At 47.8% G+C, this 19,920-nt stretch carries 17 protein-coding genes; 11 read left to right on the top strand and 6 right to left on the bottom strand.

The window, feature by feature from the left end; all coding sequences use genetic code 11:
• Positions 1-376: 376 nt before the first annotated feature.
• A complete protein-coding gene (locus ACKGJP_RS36685; protein WP_409343626.1) occupies positions 377-2,161 on the bottom strand; it encodes an S-layer homology domain-containing protein in 1,785 nt (594 codons plus the stop codon).
• Between the two features lie 301 nt (positions 2,162-2,462).
• Here ACKGJP_RS36685 and ACKGJP_RS36680 point away from each other — a divergent pair, with 301 nt between their 5' ends.
• From ACKGJP_RS36680 to ACKGJP_RS36660, 5 genes are all read left to right on the top strand, one after another.
• The gene (locus tag ACKGJP_RS36680; RefSeq protein ID WP_409343625.1) at positions 2,463-3,839 is read left to right on the top strand and encodes an amino acid permease; all 1,377 of its coding nucleotides are present in this window, start codon (positions 2,463-2,465) and stop codon (positions 3,837-3,839) included.
• 224 nt (positions 3,840-4,063) lie between these two features.
• Positions 4,064-4,528 (top strand): phage tail protein, encoded by a 465-nt coding sequence (locus tag ACKGJP_RS36675; RefSeq protein WP_409347354.1) that lies wholly within the window; start codon positions 4,064-4,066, stop codon positions 4,526-4,528.
• Positions 4,529-4,984: 456 nt separating this feature from the next.
• Positions 4,985-5,839: an ABC transporter ATP-binding protein gene (locus ACKGJP_RS36670; RefSeq protein WP_409343624.1), complete on the top strand. Its 855-nt coding sequence runs from the start codon at positions 4,985-4,987 to the stop codon at positions 5,837-5,839.
• The gene (locus ACKGJP_RS36665) at positions 5,832-6,488 is read left to right on the top strand and encodes an ABC-2 transporter permease (RefSeq protein ID WP_409343623.1); all 657 of its coding nucleotides are present in this window, start codon (positions 5,832-5,834) and stop codon (positions 6,486-6,488) included. The genes ACKGJP_RS36670 and ACKGJP_RS36665 overlap by 8 nt, the downstream gene beginning before the upstream one ends.
• Entirely contained in the window at positions 6,485-6,850 is a 366-nt protein-coding gene (locus tag ACKGJP_RS36660) for a GntR family transcriptional regulator (RefSeq protein ID WP_409343622.1), read from the top strand. Before ACKGJP_RS36665 ends, ACKGJP_RS36660 begins: the two co-directional genes overlap by 4 nt.
• A 149-nt stretch (positions 6,851-6,999) precedes the next feature.
• On the opposite strand, the gene ACKGJP_RS36655 is transcribed toward ACKGJP_RS36660, so the two are convergent.
• From ACKGJP_RS36655 to ACKGJP_RS36640, 4 genes are all read right to left on the bottom strand, one after another.
• On the bottom strand, positions 7,000-8,457 hold the full coding sequence (locus ACKGJP_RS36655) for an MDR family MFS transporter (protein ID WP_409343621.1): 1,458 nt from the start codon (positions 8,455-8,457) through the stop codon (positions 7,000-7,002).
• 157 nt (positions 8,458-8,614) lie between these two features.
• The gene (locus tag ACKGJP_RS36650; protein ID WP_409343620.1) at positions 8,615-8,854 is read right to left on the bottom strand and encodes a hypothetical protein; all 240 of its coding nucleotides are present in this window, start codon (positions 8,852-8,854) and stop codon (positions 8,615-8,617) included.
• 536 nt (positions 8,855-9,390) lie between these two features.
• Positions 9,391-10,215 carry a class I SAM-dependent methyltransferase gene (locus tag ACKGJP_RS36645; RefSeq protein WP_409343619.1) on the bottom strand — a complete coding sequence of 275 codons (825 nt, stop codon included), beginning with the start codon at positions 10,213-10,215 and terminating at the stop codon, positions 9,391-9,393.
• 27 nt (positions 10,216-10,242) lie between these two features.
• A complete protein-coding gene (locus ACKGJP_RS36640) occupies positions 10,243-11,670 on the bottom strand; it encodes a PLP-dependent aminotransferase family protein (RefSeq protein ID WP_409343618.1) in 1,428 nt (475 codons plus the stop codon).
• Between the two features lie 215 nt (positions 11,671-11,885).
• Between ACKGJP_RS36640 and ACKGJP_RS36635 the strand changes: the two genes are divergently transcribed.
• The 4 genes from ACKGJP_RS36635 to ACKGJP_RS36620 all read left to right on the top strand — a co-directional run bounded on the left by ACKGJP_RS36635 (position 11,886) and on the right by ACKGJP_RS36620 (position 15,602).
• On the top strand, positions 11,886-12,449 hold the full coding sequence (locus ACKGJP_RS36635; RefSeq protein WP_409343617.1) for a pyridoxamine 5'-phosphate oxidase family protein: 564 nt from the start codon (positions 11,886-11,888) through the stop codon (positions 12,447-12,449).
• 20 nt (positions 12,450-12,469) lie between these two features.
• Entirely contained in the window at positions 12,470-12,910 is a 441-nt protein-coding gene (locus tag ACKGJP_RS36630) for a hypothetical protein (protein ID WP_409343616.1), read from the top strand.
• Positions 12,911-13,067: 157 nt separating this feature from the next.
• Positions 13,068-14,225 (top strand): winged helix-turn-helix domain-containing protein, encoded by a 1,158-nt coding sequence (locus ACKGJP_RS36625; RefSeq protein WP_409343615.1) that lies wholly within the window; start codon positions 13,068-13,070, stop codon positions 14,223-14,225.
• An 84-nt stretch (positions 14,226-14,309) separates the two neighbouring features.
• On the top strand, positions 14,310-15,602 hold the full coding sequence (locus ACKGJP_RS36620) for an MFS transporter (RefSeq protein ID WP_409343614.1): 1,293 nt from the start codon (positions 14,310-14,312) through the stop codon (positions 15,600-15,602).
• A gap of 44 nt (positions 15,603-15,646) precedes the next feature.
• On the opposite strand, the gene ACKGJP_RS36615 is transcribed toward ACKGJP_RS36620, so the two are convergent.
• Positions 15,647-18,784 (bottom strand): ATP-binding protein, encoded by a 3,138-nt coding sequence (locus tag ACKGJP_RS36615; RefSeq protein ID WP_409347353.1) that lies wholly within the window; start codon positions 18,782-18,784, stop codon positions 15,647-15,649.
• A 191-nt stretch (positions 18,785-18,975) separates the two neighbouring features.
• Between ACKGJP_RS36615 and ACKGJP_RS36610 the strand changes: the two genes are divergently transcribed.
• Positions 18,976-19,482, top strand: coding sequence for a MerR family transcriptional regulator (locus ACKGJP_RS36610; protein WP_409343613.1), 507 nt, complete (start codon positions 18,976-18,978; stop codon positions 19,480-19,482).
• Positions 19,479-19,919 (top strand): SRPBCC family protein, encoded by a 441-nt coding sequence (locus tag ACKGJP_RS36605; protein WP_409343612.1) that lies wholly within the window; start codon positions 19,479-19,481, stop codon positions 19,917-19,919. The genes ACKGJP_RS36610 and ACKGJP_RS36605 overlap by 4 nt, the downstream gene beginning before the upstream one ends.
• The last annotated feature ends 1 nt before the right edge of the window (position 19,920 follow it).

Genomic DNA, 19,920 nt, shown 5'->3' with positions numbered 1-19,920 from the left:
CATTCCGATCACCTCAAATATTGTGGCTTGTAATAAATATTATGTTAGCATACTTTTCATTGTTAATCGATTACCGTGTTTAGACAAAATCAAGCGGTCGAGTCATGGAAACGTATGGTTCCTGCCGTAGCAGATCGTGCTTTACAGAGGTGCAAGGCGGAGATACTGACTGCCATATACGAAAAGGATTTACTAAAGTGCTCGTTTAGATGCAGACCTGGCAGGGGGCAGCACAAAAGAGCCCGGTGCGTAAATCCGCACGCCGGGCTCTTTGGGGGTTCGGGCCACCGGTTGGATGGCCCCTCTACCCGGAGTCGGGGGCTAGCCGCCCCCTCGCTGCTACCCAAATATAGGCGGGCCACCGGATCTTAAAATGCTACTGGTTGATCGTTCCATACCATTGACTGATCGAAAGGACATCCACTTGATTGCGGGATAACTCCAGGTAGTCCAGGAATGCCTGAAAATCATCCGTATGGAGGATGATTGAATCTGTACCCGTATCTTCAATACGGTGAAGCAAGAAAATAACGGTGGTTCCATTCTCTGCTGCAAAACGGATGGCCTCCTGATAGTCGGAAGGAGCAATGTCGTTCACCAGTTCAATGGTTTTTAAACGGTAAGGGTTAATCGGCGAATCAATTTCGAAATTGGGCGTAGTCGTTCGCGCAAATCGGCTGTATCGACTGGCAATGTTCACAACGGTATCGTTGTAATCTCCGTAAGGATACGCAATAAAATCTGCAGCTCGCGTCATCTGGTGGCGCATCAAGAACGCTTTGGCGGTGCTGAATTCAAGGGCAACCTGTTCTTCGGTCAGCGTGGACAAGCGCGAGTGGCTGGCCGTATGGTTGAAGATGTCCCAACCTTGGGCATACATCTCTTTCAATTGAGCAGACGTCGAATAGTTTTTCGTGCCGACAAGTTTGCTGACGATGCCTAAATTGCCGACAAATCCTTTTTTGTTCATCATCGGAACAGCTTTTGTATATACGGATGACCATCCATCGTCAAACTGAATAACAACTCTCCCTCTTCCTTTATAATCGCGATAAAGTGCGTCGAATACAACGCTTACGGGGAGGTCACCTTTTTGGGTTATAGAAACTTGCAGTGTAGTCATGATGTGCTCAAACGATTCATCGCCGACGGCAGTGAAATCATCAATCGGGATGACCACTTCATTCCAGCCGGGGACAAGCTTCCATCGTGTATGCGGATATTGCATATAGGAGCTCATTTTGGATGTGGAGGATAATCGAACCTCAATTTTTGACAATTTCTCAATATCCTCGACATATAACCGCAGCATCAGATTACGGGCCTTGCTCAGATCCAGTGCAAGATTCTGAAGCCGTGCTCCGGTCGTAGTATGTTTGTCATCCGTGAAAAGAGCGACAGACGACGGACCCTCAACAACCCTGTTTGGGTCGGTCGTTTGCGACACTGTGCCGTACCAGCCGGTCGCTTGTGAGAAATCAGTAATTAAAGTAGACGGTGAAGCCTTGACCGCTGACTTGGAGTTGGGGGGTGTGGTCGGACCATACAAGGCGCGATACAGGATAACTGCCGTTTCCGCGCGAGTCACTGTGGCCTTGGGCCGAAATGTGCCATCCTCGTAGCCTGTAATCAGTCCCCCGATTGCGGCCCGGGCAACATCGGCCAATACATGCGGAGAGACGTCCGAATGATCGCGAAACTTACTGGAAAATGTTGAAGGGTCTGCCTCATATTTATAACCCAGCGCTCTGACAAGAGCTGCAGCTACATCTTCTCGTGCTGCGGGGGCCGTCGGATTAAAATAGACATCCCCTGCTGCCGTGCTGTAGCCAGGCAAATAATCTTTGGCCGATTCAATCGCTGCATAGGACCAGCTATCCGCCGTCACATCCGTGAATGTCGGAGTGGAGGCCGATGGATTCAAATAAAAAGTTTTGGCAAGCAGAGCGGCGAATTCTTCACGTGAAACCGGATTATCGGGTTTGAAGACGTTTCCTTCATAACCGCTGATTATGCCTGCTCGCTCCATTTCCTCAATTTCGTTTACAGCCCAAAAGGTTTGGGCTACATCGTGAAACGTCGAGGACGCCTCGGACTTTTCCGTAACCAATCCAGAGAAAACCAGGATAAGGGCAAGCGTGCTAATCAACCATTTACGCATAAATAAACTCCTTTCTACTAATAAAAGGAATTATAGCATTCACTTAACAGGCTTTAAAGAAATATTTGACAGGGGAAGCTGATCTTCTCGGAGACTAGGCGTTTCACGAATTCGACTTGAGACCGGGAGGGCATTGGCACTTTTTCATCAGAGATAGATAATTTAAATGTAGGAATTCATAGAATGATGTAGGATAGCGCTTACAATATAATAAAATACCAGTACCTGCTTCATCATGATGTGGGTTTTGCAGCTTATCCCAAATAACAGCTTAGAACAGCAGAGGGAAGTGGAAACTGCAATGAAAAACAAAGAATTGAAGAGGGGTCTCGAAGCGCGTCATATTCAAATGATTGCTTTGGGCGGTACGATCGGTGTTGGATTATTTATGGGTTCGGCAAGCACAATAAAATGGACAGGCCCATCCGTTATGCTTGCGTATGCGATTGTAGGGATTTTTATCTTCTTCATCATGCGCGCAATGGGGGAAATGCAGTACGTAGAGCCGAGCACGGGGTCCTTTGCGACCTTTGGCCATAAGTACATTCATCCTTTGGCGGGTTATGCGACGGCTTGGAGCAACTGGTTCCAATGGGTTATTGTCGGGATGGCGGAAATCATTGCCGTCGGGACGTATATGAAGTACTGGTTTCCGGATTTACCCGCCTGGATACCAGGTATTATCGCAATGGCGATTCTCGGTGCAGCCAACCTATTCTCCGTTAAATCATTTGGTGAATTTGAGTTTTGGTTCGCTATGATTAAAATCGTTACCATCATACTGATGATTGTTGCAGGGATTGGTCTGATTTTCTTTGGGATCGGTAACGGCGGGAACGCGATCGGATTCTCTAACTTGTGGCAGCATGGGGGCTTCTTTACCGGTGGCTGGAAAGGCTTTTTCTTTGCTCTCTCGCTGGTAATCGGGGCTTATCAAGGCGTCGAACTTATCGGGATTACAGCGGGCGAGGCAAAAAATCCCCAAAAAACGTTAACGAGTGCGACTCAAAGTATTATTTGGCGTATTTTGATCTTCTATATTGGCGCGATTTTTGTAATTGTAACCGTTTACCCTTGGAATCAATTGCAAGCAATCGGCAGTCCGTTCGTTGCCACGTTTGCGAAAATCGGTATTACCGCAGCGGCGGGGTTCATCAACTTTGTCGTCATCACATCCGCCATGTCAGGTTGTAATAGCGGGATATATAGCGCAGGACGCATGCTGTATACATTAGGAGTAAATGGACAGGCACCGAAAGTATTTACCAAACTATCCCATAACGGCGTGCCCCTGCTGGGAACGATTGGTGTGCTCGTCGGATTGGGGATTGGCGTGATTTTAAGCTATATGGCGCCGGAAAATCTGTTTGTGCATGTGTACAGCGCCAGCGTACTTCCCGGTATGGTACCGTGGTTTGTTATTCTAATCAGTCAAATCAAATTCAGAAAAATAAAGGGGACTGAATTGGATAATCATCCGTTCAAAATGCCCCTTGCCCCAGTGACAAACTATGTAACCATTGCCTTTTTACTTATGGTACTGGTCGGTATGTGGATTAATGAGGATACACGCATCTCCCTTATTACAGGAATTGTTTTCATAGGTATTGTTGTGATTAGTTTTTACGCTTTCGGAGTCGGCAAGGCTGTTCCCATTCAAAAGGGAAACTCCGATTGAAGAAATCGCCAAAAGGACAAAACATCCCGTTCCTCTGAGTGGAATGGGATGTTCGTTTTTATATACGCCGGGTTGATAGGACACCCCGAAATCGGACCGATGACATAGGGGTTTATCATATCCAAAACGTGAACGTTTATATTGAACCATTTTTGGTATAATACTTGGTAGATAAAGAGAATTTCCGTTTTTAAAAAAATAGTGAGAGAAAACGAGGGATGGAAATGTCGTATATCGTTGATTTTAAAAATGTGTCTACGGTAGGTTTAGAGTCTTCGCCTGTAGCAGAAACGCTTGCTGGTTTACGTGCTAATGAAGCCCGTTACTTTATGAACAAGTACAAACATGAATTTACGGTTGAACCAGCTAGCGAAAGTCAAGAGAGCCTTGATTATGTGAACCGCATTTTGAAAGAAGAACGTGATATTGCGTTTGCGGCCAAACCTTTAGAAACGTCGCGTTTTCAAGTGGAAAATATCCAATTTACCTACGTCTTTTATGAGGATGGTCTTGGGATCAATGTCATGTATACGGTTGATGACCCTAAGAAGCGGGCCGTTGGTTTTAAGCTTTCTGAGGGGATGGAGGTACCAAAGGAGTTAGAAGGGAAGTTTAAGTTTGCTAGGCAGAAGTCTAAACTAGCTGGAACCATTCGGGGCTCGTTCTTTGTAATTAAAGGGCAATATTAAAGTAAGCCAAAGCGCAACTGGAGGAATCCAGCCATTGCGGTCTTAGTTGTCTACGCTGGGATCAGTGTGAAAGATATAAGTCTCTATTCCGTTCGGCGGAATAGGGGCTTTATCTGTTTGCCTGCCCCGCAAGCTAAGCTTCGAATTCGTGTTCAAGGGTTTTTATTACGTGTAGCCGCTGTTTAAAAGGCACGTTTTGGTGCTTTTTCAGCGGTTTTTTCATGATCGTTCGGACTCTCTCGAGCTGGGATTGCGCAGCATCCTTCAATTCCTCAGTCAGTACCGTCGAATTGCAGCACGATTAGATGGATCAGTTTTTGTTACGGCATTTGCTGGACAGACTAAAACTGACCCGATAAATTTATCCAAAATTAGGTTATGGACCAATTGACTTAACAAACCCCTCATGATATATTGTGCATACACAACATACACAATTTGATGAGGAGGTACGGTATGCTGGCGTTAGACATTCGAAATTTATATAAGAAATACCCAAATTTTCAGTTAAAGGACGTTTCGTTTCAACTGGAAAAGGGCTATATTATGGGTTTTATCGGTGCCAACGGCGCAGGAAAAACAACCACCATAAAATCGATCTTGAAAATGATTCATATCGATAGCGGCGAGGTGCATATTTTGGGCAAAAACATCGCCGAACACGAAATCAAATTGAAGCAAGAAATCGGCTGCGCATTTGGCGGCATCGATTTCTATACTCGCAGTAAGATGAAGACGTTGACAGATGTAATTAAGAAGTTCTACAAGAATTGGGATGATGAAACCTATTACAACTATCTGAGAAGATTCAAATTGGATGAAAACAAAAAAATCGCCGAATTGTCGGCGGGAATGAAAGTGAAGTACAATTTGGCGATTGCCCTGTCCCATGGCGCGAAGCTTCTCGTCCTCGATGAACCGACAAGCGGACTCGATCCGGCCGCAAGAGACGATCTGTTGGATATTTTTCAAGAGCTCGTAGTTGATGGCGAAATCAGCATTCTTTTCTCTACTCACATTACATCCGACTTGGAAAAATGCGCTGATTTTATTACCTTTATCGAGAAAGGGCAAATCATCGCCAGTTCTGAGAAAAACGAATTTATGGAGTCCTATCGCTTACTGAGTGGTAACGAAAGCCAGCTAAACCGGGTGAAAGAGCAGTTGATTGCCTACAAAATGAATTCATTCGGCTTTACGGGATTGATCCATTCCAGAGACTTCGACCCCTCTTCCGATATTAAAGCAACTACGCCGAGTCTCGAGGAAATCATGATTTATTTCGCGAAAAAGGAGGATATGTATGGTTAACTTGGTGATGAAGGATTTGAAATTAGGGCTAAATCCTTTGTTCTTCGCGTTTCCTTTAGTAATAGGCGCCTTAATGCTTGTTCCCGGTTGGCTCTATTTTCTTGTCCCTCTGTATTTTTGTTGGATAACGATACCGAACACGTTTGCCGGATTTAAAACACAGAACGATTTGATGTTTACCGCGATGATGCCCGTAACCAAAAAAGACATGGTGAAAGCAAGGGTAACCGTTATTGTCATCCTGGAATTATTGCATGTTGTAATTGCAATGATCTATGGCATGATCACGATTCGCTTATACCCGCATCTGCCCTACTATTTCTTCGCACCGCACATGGGTTTTTGGGGGCTCTGTTTTGTCATGCTCGCGATCTTCAATATGGTATTCATATCCATGTATTACAAGACAGCCTATAAGTATGGCGGGGCGACGACCGCATCCATTACGGCCGCTATGCTTTTTGCCGGGGTTGCACAATGGCTCGGAATTCAGAATTCTTTTGTCTCTGACACTTTCAATGGTACCGGGGCCCACAATACGGCGCTTCAAATATCCATTCTGATCGCAGGAATCGTGATATTTATTGCATTCACCATGATTGCTTATTGGATTGGGGTTAAACGCTTCCTAAAAGTGGAAATCATATGAACGTATCGATCTCGAGCACATCTGAAAAACCGATTTATCAGCAGCTTTTCGAACAAATCAGCGCCCAAATTCTGAAAGGCGAGTTAGAAAGCGGCTATTGTTTACCGCCCATTCGACAAGCAGCCCTGGAGCTTCGTGTTAGTGTCATCACCGTAAAGAAAGCTTGGGAAGAGCTCGAACGAAGCGGTTTGATAAATACAGTAACAGGTAAAGGGTGTTTTGTAGCCGAGTTCTCGTCAGATGAGATGCTGCGAATGCGCAACGAAATGATTCTGAAGCAAATGGAAAGCGACACATCATACTACAAATCCTTTGGCCTCACCCTAGATGAAGTTATTGAACTGCTGAAAAAGATTTATTAACAGCCTCTCTATACCGTTCGGTCGGTGGCATAGGATGGCTCTAAATCTTGCCGTTACAGACGGCACGGAGAAACGTACCATAAGTGACGGTGAAAAATTTGGTGTCGGCAATGGCGGGGGAATGCTGTGGAATAAGTGTTTGAAGGCCTCTAAGGCAACAGGTTTTTGGGGTCTTTCTTCTGAGCAGAATCGACACTAAGACTACCATTTATAAACCAACCCAGTACCAAAACAAGTAAGGCGAGTATAAATTCAATCCAAAAAACCGTCTGCAGACCGACAACCATGCTTTGTGTCTTCTCATGCATCGCAGTGGGATCGGGCGAATGGTGAAGATAACGATTGGCTCCGGATGACATGATGCCGACGAACAAGGCGATGCCCATTCCTCCAGCAATCTGTTGGAGCGTATTGTAGATGGCGGTGCCATGGGGGACCAGATGACGCGGAAGTTGATTCAATCCTGTTGTCTGAGCCGGCATGACGACGAACGATATGCCTAAGAATAAGAGGATATGATTGAATAGAACGTAACCTTGCGCAGTATCACTGTCGATGCCGGCAAATTGCCATAACGATATGGCGATCAAGAGCAATCCGGGCACTATGACGAATCTCGGCCCGAATTTGTCGAATAATTTTCCCGTCACCGGCATCATCATTGCGTTTAAAATGCAGCCTGGCATCAGAAGTAGACCTGTCGCGAATGCTGTCAACTGCATCACATTCTGCATATAGATCGGCAGCAATGTCGTGGTGGCGAATAGAACCATCATCAGGACTGCTACCAATACCGCAACCAAAGAAAAAGCGGGATGCCGGAATACGGAAAGATCAATCAAAGGCTCTTTGATCTTGAGCTGCCGCCATACAAGCAAGAGCAAGAAGAGGCTGCCTATGGCAATCAAACTGTAGCCCTCTGGATCAGTCCAGACATTTGTTCGGCTGAAGCCGTAGATGACGCAGCCGAAACCGATGGTTGACATCACAATGGATAGAAGATCGACCCTTGGCTTGGTCAGTTCCGTTACATTTTTCAAGTAGATGAATGCATAAATAATCGAAAACAGGGCGACGGGAATCACCATGTAGAACAGCCATCGCCAGTGAAAGGTATCGATGATCAACCCCGACAAAGCCGGCCCGATGACAGGGGCGACCATAATGACCAGCCCCATGAGACCCATGGCGGCACCCCGGCGTTCCGGAGGATAGAGGGCAAGAATCGTATTCATCATCAACGGGATCAATAATCCTGTCCCGCAAGCCTGAACGACCCTGCCCGTCAGCAAGATTCCGAATCCAGGGGAACCTGCACACAAACAGGTGCCGGCTAAAAATAACGCCATCGCAGACATAAACATCTGGCGAGTCGTGAACCATTGCTGCAGCAATGCGGTCACCGGCACCAGTACGCCGATCACTAGCATATAACCCGTCGATAACCATTGTATGGTCGAAGCAGCAGCGTTGAATTCCCGCATCAATCCAGGAAATGCATTGGTAAGTAAATTCTCGTTAAGAAACGCAACAAATGCACCGATGAGTAGCGCGGTTAACATCGGCCCTCTCTTGATTCCACTTGCCTCTTGAACCCGTTTGTTCATTTTCTACCTCCCGAATGTTCATTGCGTTCCATCCGTTGCTTGTATATCCAAAATCCCCCCGATCGACCTGAAGGCCGGTCAACTCTGCAAGGCTAATCAATCGAAAAGCCGACTTTTCGTAGTGCCTTGACACCGATTCGCCAGCCTGTCGTGCAGGTTATCCTACACCATCACTTTCTAACAAGGAATAAAAATTATCGCGGTCTTCATCATCGAATTTGCCAATCGTTCGTACCCTGACAAATTCATGTCCACCATACATGTCTATTTCCTCGCCATTCCTATTGTAGAGCGCGATCATATTGCCATCCCGATTCAACTCCATGTACCCGTAACATTTTGCTTCAGGCACTTCACCGTAAAGGAGCATAAATCTGATTTTGTCCACTCTGTTCATGCAGCTCCTCCTTTTCTGTCTTTTCGGAATGGCCTTGCCTTCATTGCGTTCTGTCCTTTGTGTGTATATTCCTATCTCCCCATCGCTCTGAAGAAAATTTTACGTGAAACCGGATGAATTGGAAAAAGTGATATTGCTCCTCATACTCGGAATTTCATTCCTATTTCGAAAGCATAAGGGGGGATCCCCGCTATGTCGTTCAATTGCACATTATCTCTTGACGAGATGAGGTTTGGGGATTATGATAACGTGCCGGTCAAACTCTACAAGGTAAATCAATAAAAAAAGGCCGACTTTTCGAAGTGCCTCGGCACCGAGAGCATTCCGGTATGGGCTAGCATGCTATGAACGAGCGGTAAAGTAGAGAGTGGAAGTAATAGTTGAGGTGAAGGACGTTTTGTTGGCTTAAAATTAAAAGCAATCGGACAAGCCAGATGGCAGTATCCGATTGCTTTGTTCTTAAACTTACGTCCTTCGGTTGGGGAACGGCTTGTTCAGGTCGGAACTTTGCTGTTCCTTCCTCTATTCGGGCATGTTTATAAAGGCTTTGTCCCACACGCCATAAAAAATACCATCATGGCATGAGCTTCGGGAGAACTAACAAAATTGTCATAGGATTTATTTAGTTCCTCAAATTCGTATTGGGTAATAGTTCCATTCTTATAGAATCCAGAAAAACGGTTTATATCAAATTGTCGTTTGAATCCCTCGATACTATGTAAATCGCTATGTTGGACGATTGCCTCCATATCCACGTCTGTAAAGCCTGAATTGGATAATATCCGTGGCAAGCTTCTTCCAATATGTCTGTTCCCTCCTTTTGAAGCTTGTAGTTGTGACAGTTTTTTCAATATCGACGGCAATACGACTAGTTCAGGTTGAATAGCACCAAATACTCCATCATCGATATCAATAATAATGAGCTTTCCGCCCGGTTTTAAGACACGGCTAATTTCTTCTGCAGCTTGCAAGGGGTCATGTAGATGAAGAAATATTAATCGTGCAATAACAAAGTCATAATGATTGTCGGGTAATTCCGTATTATAAACCGATGCTTTAATAAAGGTAAGTCTTGATTCAGGGATATGACTTAGCATCTGCTTAGCCTTTTCAAGCAGGACATCATCCACATCCAATGCGGTAATTTGACTCTTTGGTAATGCCGCCAGTAGTTTTTCAGTAACAAATCCAGGGCCACTTCCAACTTCCAATACCTTCATCCCATCTTCTAGTCCAAACCACTTCAGGGTGCGGTATTCTTTTTCCCAACCCATCGACGCTTGTTCTTTTAAGCGTAAGGATTCTGCTTCTGCCCCAATACTAACATTTTGGAAGTTATATGTTGATTTGCGTTCTTCCAATTACATTCCCTCCAGTCTGATTATAAGTTAAATCAACCCCGCAAGACGATGAATCCCCTGCTCAATCGATGCTTCATCTACTTTTGCAAACCCCAATACCCATCCCTTTCGTTTGCTTTCCAAACAATACGGTCCAAGAGGGTACACACGTATTCCCTTTTGAAGGGCTAACGATGTCACGGCTTCTTCGTCGTACGACTCCTCAGCTTCAAGTAACATATGCAATCCCGTTTCTACTCCGCTTAGTGTGAAACGCTCCCCCAAACCGCTAGCCATAATAGCTTTTGTCATGGCTTCGTGTCTTCGTCGGTACACATTTCTGACTCTTCTCATATGGCGCATAAAATGCCCATTCTTGATGAAGTGGGTTAGGGTTAGCTGATCCATAATCGGAAGATGACGGTAAGTCAGCTCCTGTACTCTGGCTAGTTGAGCAATTGCCTCGACGGATCCAACGATTGCCGAAATACGAATGCCTGGGGCAATCATTTTAGAAAAACTCATGAGGTACAAGGTGTTATTAGGTTCCTGGCTAATCAGCGTTGGGAGCGGCTCCCCGCGATAGCGGAATTCGCTATCATAATCGTCCTCAATGATCCAAAATTGCTCCTGAACGGCCTTATGCAGCAATTGTTGCCTGCGAGGTTCGGACATAACGACCCCGACCGCGCACTGGTGCGAAGGGGTCACAAAGGTCAGTTTGGAATGCGGGTGAATACGCTCAACCACAAGACCATACTCATCAACGGGGACGGAGACCACATTCATACGCCGATACTTCAGGGCCATCCAGGAAGCTGGGAAACCGGGATCTTCTACAGAAACGGTGTCCCCATCAGATAAAAGCGATTGTGCGATTAAGTCAATGCTGTGCTGAGCTCCTGAGGTCAACAGTATCTGATTGGTTTGGACATGGATACCTCGTTCAAGTGATAAATAACGCTGAATTTCCTCGCATAATGGCGTAAAACCATAGGGATTACCGTAAGCCCAGCTTGATAAATCCATTGCAGCGGATGCGTGGAGAAACGATTGTCGCCAGTTCTTTTGAAATTGATCATCCAAATAGGGTTCATGGGGACTAAAATCAATATCCACTTCTCGATGTTCTTTGCCTCTGAACCAGTCATGCAATTGATCAACCGCCGAGTTCAACAAGGGAAGCGAAGGGGGGATGGGGCCATATGTGATCGTTTCCTTCGTTGAGCCGGTGACTTGATTCCATTCGCTAACTCGCGTTCCTCCTCGACGAGATGTAACCGTATAGCCTCGACTTAGCAATTCCTCATAGACGATCTGTATAGTTGAGCGAGAGACGCCTATCAGGTGAGCGAGTTCACGGGAAGGAATCAGCAATTCTCCCGGTGGCCAAATTCCGCTTTTAATATTATAAATCGCTTGATCAAGCAATTGCATCCAGATCGGTCTTTTATCTTTACGATTTACTTTCATCATTGCGCACACCTCCAATAGAAGCTCCAACCCTATACTATTAATTATGGATTGTTCATAACTGATATGTTTGGATGTGTAAACACAATCCATTGACTGATATACTACCGTAATAACGCTGGTATTGGCAATCTGGCCGTTGTTGCACTCTAGAAGAATAACGGAGTTAAGACAATTGGAGTGGACGAATATCTTATGAGTGAAGGAGAGATTTTGAAATGGATTCGGTTCGTTACAAGATCAGGGAATGCCAGGATCAGGAGAAAATTGAAAGTTTCCTTCACCATGCGAGAATTGGATATCTCGGGTTGGCTGATGGGAATCTGCCCTATGTTGTACCGCTCAATTACGTATGGACGGAGGGGAAGCTCTATTTTCATGGAGCTGGAGATGGAAGACGTAATCAGGTCATGAAGGATAATCCGGAGGTATGTTTTACGGTATGTGAGGAATACGGAACCATTACGGATCCGGTACCTGCCAAAACGGATACGGCTTATATGAGCGTAATGATATTTGGACAAGCGGAACCGATCACAGATCTGGATGAAGCCACCCATGTACTTCAGGAAATGATCAATAAATATGTACCCGGTTACTATAACCGCCCCTTGTCCAAACAGCATGTGGAAAAGTATAGGTCGGCCGTATTCGGCGGGCCGGTTCAAGTTTGCCGGGTAATTCCGCACCATATGACGGCAAAGGAAAGTCCTATTGAAGCAGAAAAAATGTATAGAACGGGCATGAATGCCGGACGAGAAGGGAGCATGACTGGTCATTGACTTAAATCAAGTGATGAAGCTTGAAGGCAAATATGTGTCCAGCAGTTATTCCACCAGCCCGCAAGGCAGCGGAGGCTATCTCCCAAACGTATAGTTTCAATAAAGACGGTACGTTTTTTGACAACAAATTCGTAGGGCATACGACCGACGGTTCGGGTAGCGGAGATCAATTATACCGAATCCGGAATGAGTCGGCCCAAACCGTCCATGTAAACAGTTTAAAAGTGACGCTGCAACTGACCGATGCCAGCGCACAGGCTACAAGCGGACTGGCGCCCAAGGTGAAGGACGAGTTGAAACCGGGTGAAAGCGTGGAAAAAATGTCGGTCATATTGCTGCCAGCGGATCGTTTTGAAACCAGTAAAGATTTCGAGCTTGGCTTCGGCCCGCTAAACAATCTTGAAGGCAAGGACGTGTTTCAAAACGAGTGGCTTGGATTTTATGTTTGGAGGGATTTATAATAGCGATCCCATACCCAAAGGCAGGGCGCCGAGAGATCGGCTGCCTGCCTTTATTTCTATCTCTCCTGCATATCCCTGACGCATCGATGGCTGCAGCGAAGGTTGGCTGGTATACTCAGGTCATGAAGCTGGTCCATGGGAAAGAAGGGGTACCTGAATGCAACTGGAATTACAACCAAGTGAATATAAAGTGACTGCCGAAGGCATAACGGTAGTGCTACTGCCCAAGGAGTTCGCTCTTTTGCAATTTCTCTACCGCAACGCAGGTCGCACATTCACCCGGGAACAGCTACTGGATAAAGTATGGCCGCTGGAATACCCGGTTGAGCGGACGGTGGATGACCATATATACAGGCTGCGTAAGAAGCTGGACCCTTTTGCAGGCCTGGAGTTTAAGGCGGTTCGGGGAGTTGGCTATAGCCTGGCTGTACAGAACCCAAAAAACGCTGGGGAAGCGAACCCCTCCACCCAGGACCAGGAACTGCATGAGACTATGCGGGATGTATTCGAGAAATACCAGCAATACGGCCAGGGCCGCTCGATGCTGACTCTCGCACGCCAACAGGATGTGCTTGGATATGAGCTGGACCCGTTCTATTCCGTCTATGTGCGTTTTGTGCAAGGAGATCTGGAATGGCTGCTAAATACGGGCGAGGTTCCACTGAAAGAACGCTTCTATTCGCTGCTGTTGTTCTACATTTTCACGGGGAACCCTAAGCAGAAGCTGGCACTTTGCGAGCAAGTGCTTGAGAAGAAGCTGTTGTCACCCGCGCAGCACAGAGAAATGGAGATTCTGAACATTCTTGATTTTTATACGCTGGCAGGACAGCCTGATAAAGCGCTAGAACGCTTGAAGGTGAGCCACACCGTGATCGCCGAACCGAAATATGAGAATTTCATCCCCCAAACGGCCATTACGGAGATGTTTGTGCACCTGGTTGCAGGGGCGGAGGAGCACGAGCTGGAGAAGATGGCGGAAGCTATTGAAACCGGGATTTTGGCCACCAAGCCTTTTCTGCGTGAGATCGGCAGCTACAAGGTAGTTAAGGGACTTTGGGCGTTGCGGCGTCAGGCATGGCGCGAAGCGGAGAATCTCCTGGACGAGGGGCTCCAAGTCATGGAAAGGTCCGGTTTTGTGCCGATGCGGCTGTATGCCCTGCACCGGATTAATCATTATTGCAGCATATTTCCTCCGAAGAAAGAATTGCAGCAAAAATACACAGCTATTTTTGAAGAAATACAGGAGCGGATTGGCCTCAAAAAGCTGTTAGGGCCGCTGGAAGCTATAATGCTGAACGAGCTGGGCCCTTTCTGATCATGCTCTGATCATTCTCTGACATTTCTCAGCTACAGTACTATCATGCCCTATCGATCTTACTGTGATTTGGAGGAATGAGTAATGACAGCTTCGCAACGCGCAGGAGCAAGCCTGCTTCGTAACAAAGTATACATGCGCATATATAGCGCCTATACCGCAGCAACCTTTGGCGATTGGTTCGATACATTGGCTATCCAGGTGCTTGTAGGGTATCGCTGGCAGGCCGGTCCGCTGATGCTGGCCCTGATTCCGGTCGCCAACGCCCTTCCCAGTATCCTGCTCGGTTCGGTTGCAGGTGTCGCTGCCGACCGGTTGAACAAGTTGAAGCTGATGCGTATTTGCGATCTGCTCACGGCAGTCCTGACTTTGCTGGTGTTATTGGCTCCGAATATGTTCTGGCTGCTTCCTTTGCTTATGCTGCGTGCGGCTATCTCTACGTTAAATGTGCCCGCACAGCAGTCGTTGACACGCAACATAGTCAGGGAGGATCAGCTGCTTCAGGCTACCTCGCTCAACGGAATCGTGAACCAGGGATCCAAAATCGCCGGCCCTTTATTAGGCGGGTTCGCTTTGTCCCTCCTATCGCCGCAGTGGTGCATTTTGATGTGCGCCTGCTTCAGGGCGGGCTCTTATTTGCTGCTGCTTACCGTCAAGAATGCAGAAGCGGGAGGAGGCAGGAATGCGGGGGAGGGGGAGCATCTATCCGTGCCTGCGACTGAGCAAAGGGTTCCTCTGCGTACCTTGTGGAAAGAAGGCTGGAGCTTCATCCTGCACAGCCGACTGCTGCTCATCACCATGCTGTTCGGGTTAACCGGGACACTCGCAATCCAGATGATCGACTTCCAGTTCACCAGCCTCTTCCGGGCGGTTGCGCCGGATCAGGAATCTTTGCTTGGCTGGATGGTGGCGGCATCTGGTGCTGGTGCCATACTCATCATTGTAGCGATGAACAAAATGAAAAACGCAACGGGTTACGGCTGGAAGTTTGGAAGCGGTTATGCGCTGATCGGCGTATCCGTTGGGGGGCTAGGACTGCTCCCCAACGGGGTTTCCGCGCTTCCCGTACTGGTACTGGGGTTCGTGCTGGGCATCGGCAACGGTATGTTCATGGTCACCTTCAACTATTGTCTGCAAAAAGAAACGCCTCCGCATATGACCGGTCGCGTGTTCGGGATTCAGAGCACAGTCCTGGGGATTGTGATGATTGGAGCACCGCTGCTTGGGGGACTTCTGGTACAAGTCACCGGTCCTGCTCGTACCTTCCTGAATTTCGGCATTGTGATTACCGTGATCGGCCTACTGGGCATTTTATTCGGAAGGGTGCTGTGGCCGGCGTCAAAAGTTTTGAACAGCGGCAGCTCTATGCCCGCCTAAACTTCGGCAATTCCCCTTCCCGTTGTTGAAGCTCTGCAATCGAATTATAGCTGCCCTGTATGTTGATTATTCGGAATGGCAAACAACACGGTTGTTCCTTCATTGGGCGAACTAATAATAGACAAGCCTTGTCCGTACAATTGCATCAATCGCCGATTCGTATTGGAAAGTCCGATGCCGCCCTTCCCCTTCATGGTCGGACTCAGCAGTTGAATCACTTTTTCGTGTTCCATGCCCTTGCCATTATCCTTTACTTCAATAAGCGTGAAGCTTTCTTGACGAGTAACCCGAATATGAACCGTACCGCCTTTGTTCCGGCTAAGGAGGCCGTGCTTGACGGCATTTTCAACCAGCGGCTGGATCGTAAGAGGGGGAAGAAGCAAGCTGGTATCGGATTCAACTTCCCATACGACGGACAACCTGTCCTCAAACCGCTCTTGTTCGATGTACAAATAGGCTTCGGCAAGCTGCAATTCATGGGATAGCTCTACCAGTTGCCCCGTATTCAGAAAATCAAAGCTAATCCGCAAAAAGGACGCAAAAGCATCGCCCAGCTTACGCATCTTCTCCGTATCGATATCGCTCAACGCCATAATGGAATTGAGCGTGTTGAATAGAAAATGAGGATGAATTTGCGCCTGCAGATAGGCGGCCTCCATGCGTAAACGTTCATTTATGGATTGCTTCATCGTAGTCAACGCCCGGATTCGGTATTTGAGTTCCAGAGCGTCTACTGGCTTGGTCACATAATCGCTCGCTCCCGACAAGAATCCGGTATAGATGTCGGCAGGCTGGCTGCGCGCGGTCAACAGCAGAACCGGGAGCTCGGATATGGAGTAATGCTCCCTCACTCTCTGCGTTAATTCGTAGCCGGACATATGCGGCATCATGACATCGGCAATCAGCAGATCCCATTGCTGGGTGCCGAGCAATTCCAACACTTCGCGAGCGGAATGAACGGTTGTGACGGTATACGGCTCCGTCGAAAGGATTCCAACGAGCACATTCAGATTGACGGGGTCGTCATCGACGGCAAGAATGTTCACCTTCTCATCGTTCAGAAGCGGCGGGATCAGTACGGAGGCCGCCAATTCGCCGAACGCGGTATCCGGAAAGATTAACCCGGCGGTCCCATTTTCAGTTCCGTCCGTTATCTGGTGAAGATGAAGCGGGCGTTGCGACAATGGGAGATTCGATACGTTAGCTAACGGAAGTCCAAAGCTGAAGACGGAGCCCTTCCCCAGCTCGGAGCGAACGGTCAGTTCGCCTCCATGCAGCTCTACCAGCTGCTTGCAAATGCTTAAGCCAAGTCCGATTCCTCTCCCATCGCTTACCCCATAAGCCCCTTGCTCATAAGGGAGAAAAACTCGCGTTTGCGTTTCCTCATTCATGCCCACACCGGTGTCGGAAACATGGATGACGGCACGTCCGTCCCGAGTCTCCGCAGAAACGGAGATGGTTCCTTCTTCCGTGTATTTAAGGGCGTTATGCAATAAGTTATACAGAATTTGCACAAGTCTCTTTTCGTCAGCCATTACCGGCGGCATCGATTCCGCAATATCCATGCTTAGTTGAATAGGTTTGCTATCTATCATAAATCTTAGCATAGCGATTATGCCGGGAACGATCGATTGAACCTGCAAGGGCTCTTGCTGCAGCTCAATGCGCTGCTCCTGGAGACGCGCAACATCGAGAAGATCGCCAAGCATATGCGACATGCGTCGGCTTATTGTGACAAGCAGCTCCATGTCCTTAACGCTTTTCTCGTTCATTTTCTCCTTCTCTTTGGTTACAACGGTCTGAGCGATGTTCATAATGCCGTGCAGCGGCGTTCGAAGTTCGTGCGACGTATTGGCGAGAAATTGGTCCTTGAGCTTATCGGCCCTCTGCAGTTGTTCGTTTAGCTTGGTGTTTTCCTTGGAATGACGGAAGTATTTCTTAAACCAATATGTGGAGAAGCCTATCAAAGCCGCAATGATATCGATCGGATAATAAACGGTGGTCACGTCTATACCAGACTCCACTATGCTCCATAACAAGTTGGATATTATGCCTGCGGCGGTAAGCAGCAAGAAGACGACATCCTTGTCGGCCTGCTTCTTGAAGATCATTGTCCCGACTAAATAAATGAACCAAGCGAACGGAATCAAATAGAGGGTAAGAAATATTTTTAAATCGATCACGCCGTTTGCGAATGAAGCGGGTGCGGCCAGCAAGAGCCCCGATAGGGAAACAAGTACCGCCGTGTACACCCGTAGCCATACATTTCGTGGAGGCGACGATGCGAACCTTCTGTATAACAGAAGAATAAAAAGGTTCTGCCACAGGAGGAGAATCAATCTGATCTTTATCGCCCATGTATAATTGATCGGCAGCCATAACAAGAGGACGTTGTCATGACCGATCAAAACCGCTATGCCGACCGTCATCGTTAACAGCCCCATAACCAGCAAAGCCCGTTCTTGACGATTGAATAAGTATAGGATAAAGGCATACAACCCATGAAGCAGCAAAATAATAAACGTTACCAGTTGAAAACCGATAGAGTACCAGCGCGCGTAGTCGATTGCCGCCTGAGAGCCAAAGCGAATGGAGCGTAGGAGACCGCCGTTGTAAGGATCGTCGAAGTTGGCTGCCCGAATAAGCAGTTCAATCTCCGTTGTCCCTTCTGCAGAGTAGGAAGCTGTATAAGACACGTTATGGGGTGTATATTCATTAGCGTTCGTGGCAGGCTTGCCGATACCGCCAGTGACAACCCCGTTTATTTCCACTTCCGATGAAGCCTGAATGCCTTGAAGCCAGAATGTGACCGGGTGCTTCAGCGGATCGATTAGAATGCGCAGCCGGTACGTCCCATACCCGTACGAGGACCCCGAATCCTTCATCAGTACGCTTCCCCAATCCCCCGGAACCTGAATATGGCGGTATTGGTTTTCCTTCGGCTGCATATCCCGACGGGAAAGGAATTCATCAGGGTAGAATTGCCATTGACCGTCCAGAAAGAATGAGGGAGACTTATCCAAGTCCAAACCGCGCATGTCGAATACGCCGCTGACCGCTCGAGGGGATCCCGATGTAGAAAACGTTTCGGACCACGCCAGCCGCAGGCAGAGGAGCAAGCCGAGAAATAATATAATTATGACTAAATTTATTAGGGCGGTTTTATTTTTTATTGGCATCATCATGCAAAGTAGATTCGACTTAAATCGCGTTATTCCTTTATTCGTTGCTCCTCTAAGTTTACAAAAAATAACCCGAACTACGCCTAAAAATTTCGCGGCAAAATGTTACGATTTTACTTGCACCTTACGTAACGTAAGGTTTTATAATAAAGCTACCGGTACTTAGCTAGCGTCAAAGAGCGGAGATGGTTATGAAGAGACTTTGGAAGGTCGGGGAGCTCGCCAAACTGACGGGGCTTACCGTACGAACCTTGCGCTTTTACGATCAAATCGGCTTGTTCTCTCCGTCCGGCCAGACGGAGTCCGGCCACAGGTTGTACAGCGAATGGGATTTGTCGCGCTTGCACCAGATTTTATCGCTTAAGGAGCTGGGCTTATCTCTGGAGGAGATTAAGTCGGTCTTGGCCGGCGGGCAAATCAGTCCGCTTGAGATCGTCAACCTGCAGATAGGCCGAGTCAAGGAGCAGATCAGGATGCAGCAGAAGTTATTGGAGCAGCTCGGACACGTGTCCAAGCTTATGCAGGGGAAGGCGCAAGTGACGGTTGAAGATTTTACCGAACTCCTGCAAGCGATGAAAATGGGGTTCGAGAAGCCCGTCATTGAGCGGCAAATGAGTTGGGTGCGACATTTGGACTTGTTGGGAGACTTTCTGGCCGATGAGAGCGGAACACCGAAACCTAAGGAGGAAAATCAATGAACGAACGATTCGTCAAGCATGCCACCTTCGTCGTCGAGCGGACCTATGCCGCTGCGCCGGAGCGGGTTTATCACGCCTGGGCCGACCCGATTGCCAAAGCCAAGTGGTTCTCGAAGGCCGACATCTTCGAATTCCGGGTCGGCGGGCGCGAGTACAGCAGCGGCGGGCCGCCGGAAGGGCCGGTCTTTACCTTCGATGCCAGCTACCAGGAGCTCGTTCCAGAGCAGCGCATTGTCTATACGTATACCCTGGATTCGGACGGCACGCGCATCTCCGTCTCGATCACAACGGTCGAACTTATCGCGGTGGAGGGCGGCACGAAGCTGATCTTCACGGAGCAGGGCGCGTTCTTTGACGGACACGACACGCCGGAAATACGGGAACATGGCACGAATGAACTGCTGGATGCGCTGGGCAAGGCGGTAGAGGGGAGGTAGG

The organism is Paenibacillus litoralis, assembly GCF_046244365.1.
Lineage (GTDB): Bacteria > Bacillota > Bacilli > Paenibacillales > NBRC-103111 > Paenibacillus_V.
Note: the sequence above shows the minus strand (reverse complement) of the source record. Positions and strands in the feature narration are given on the sequence as shown.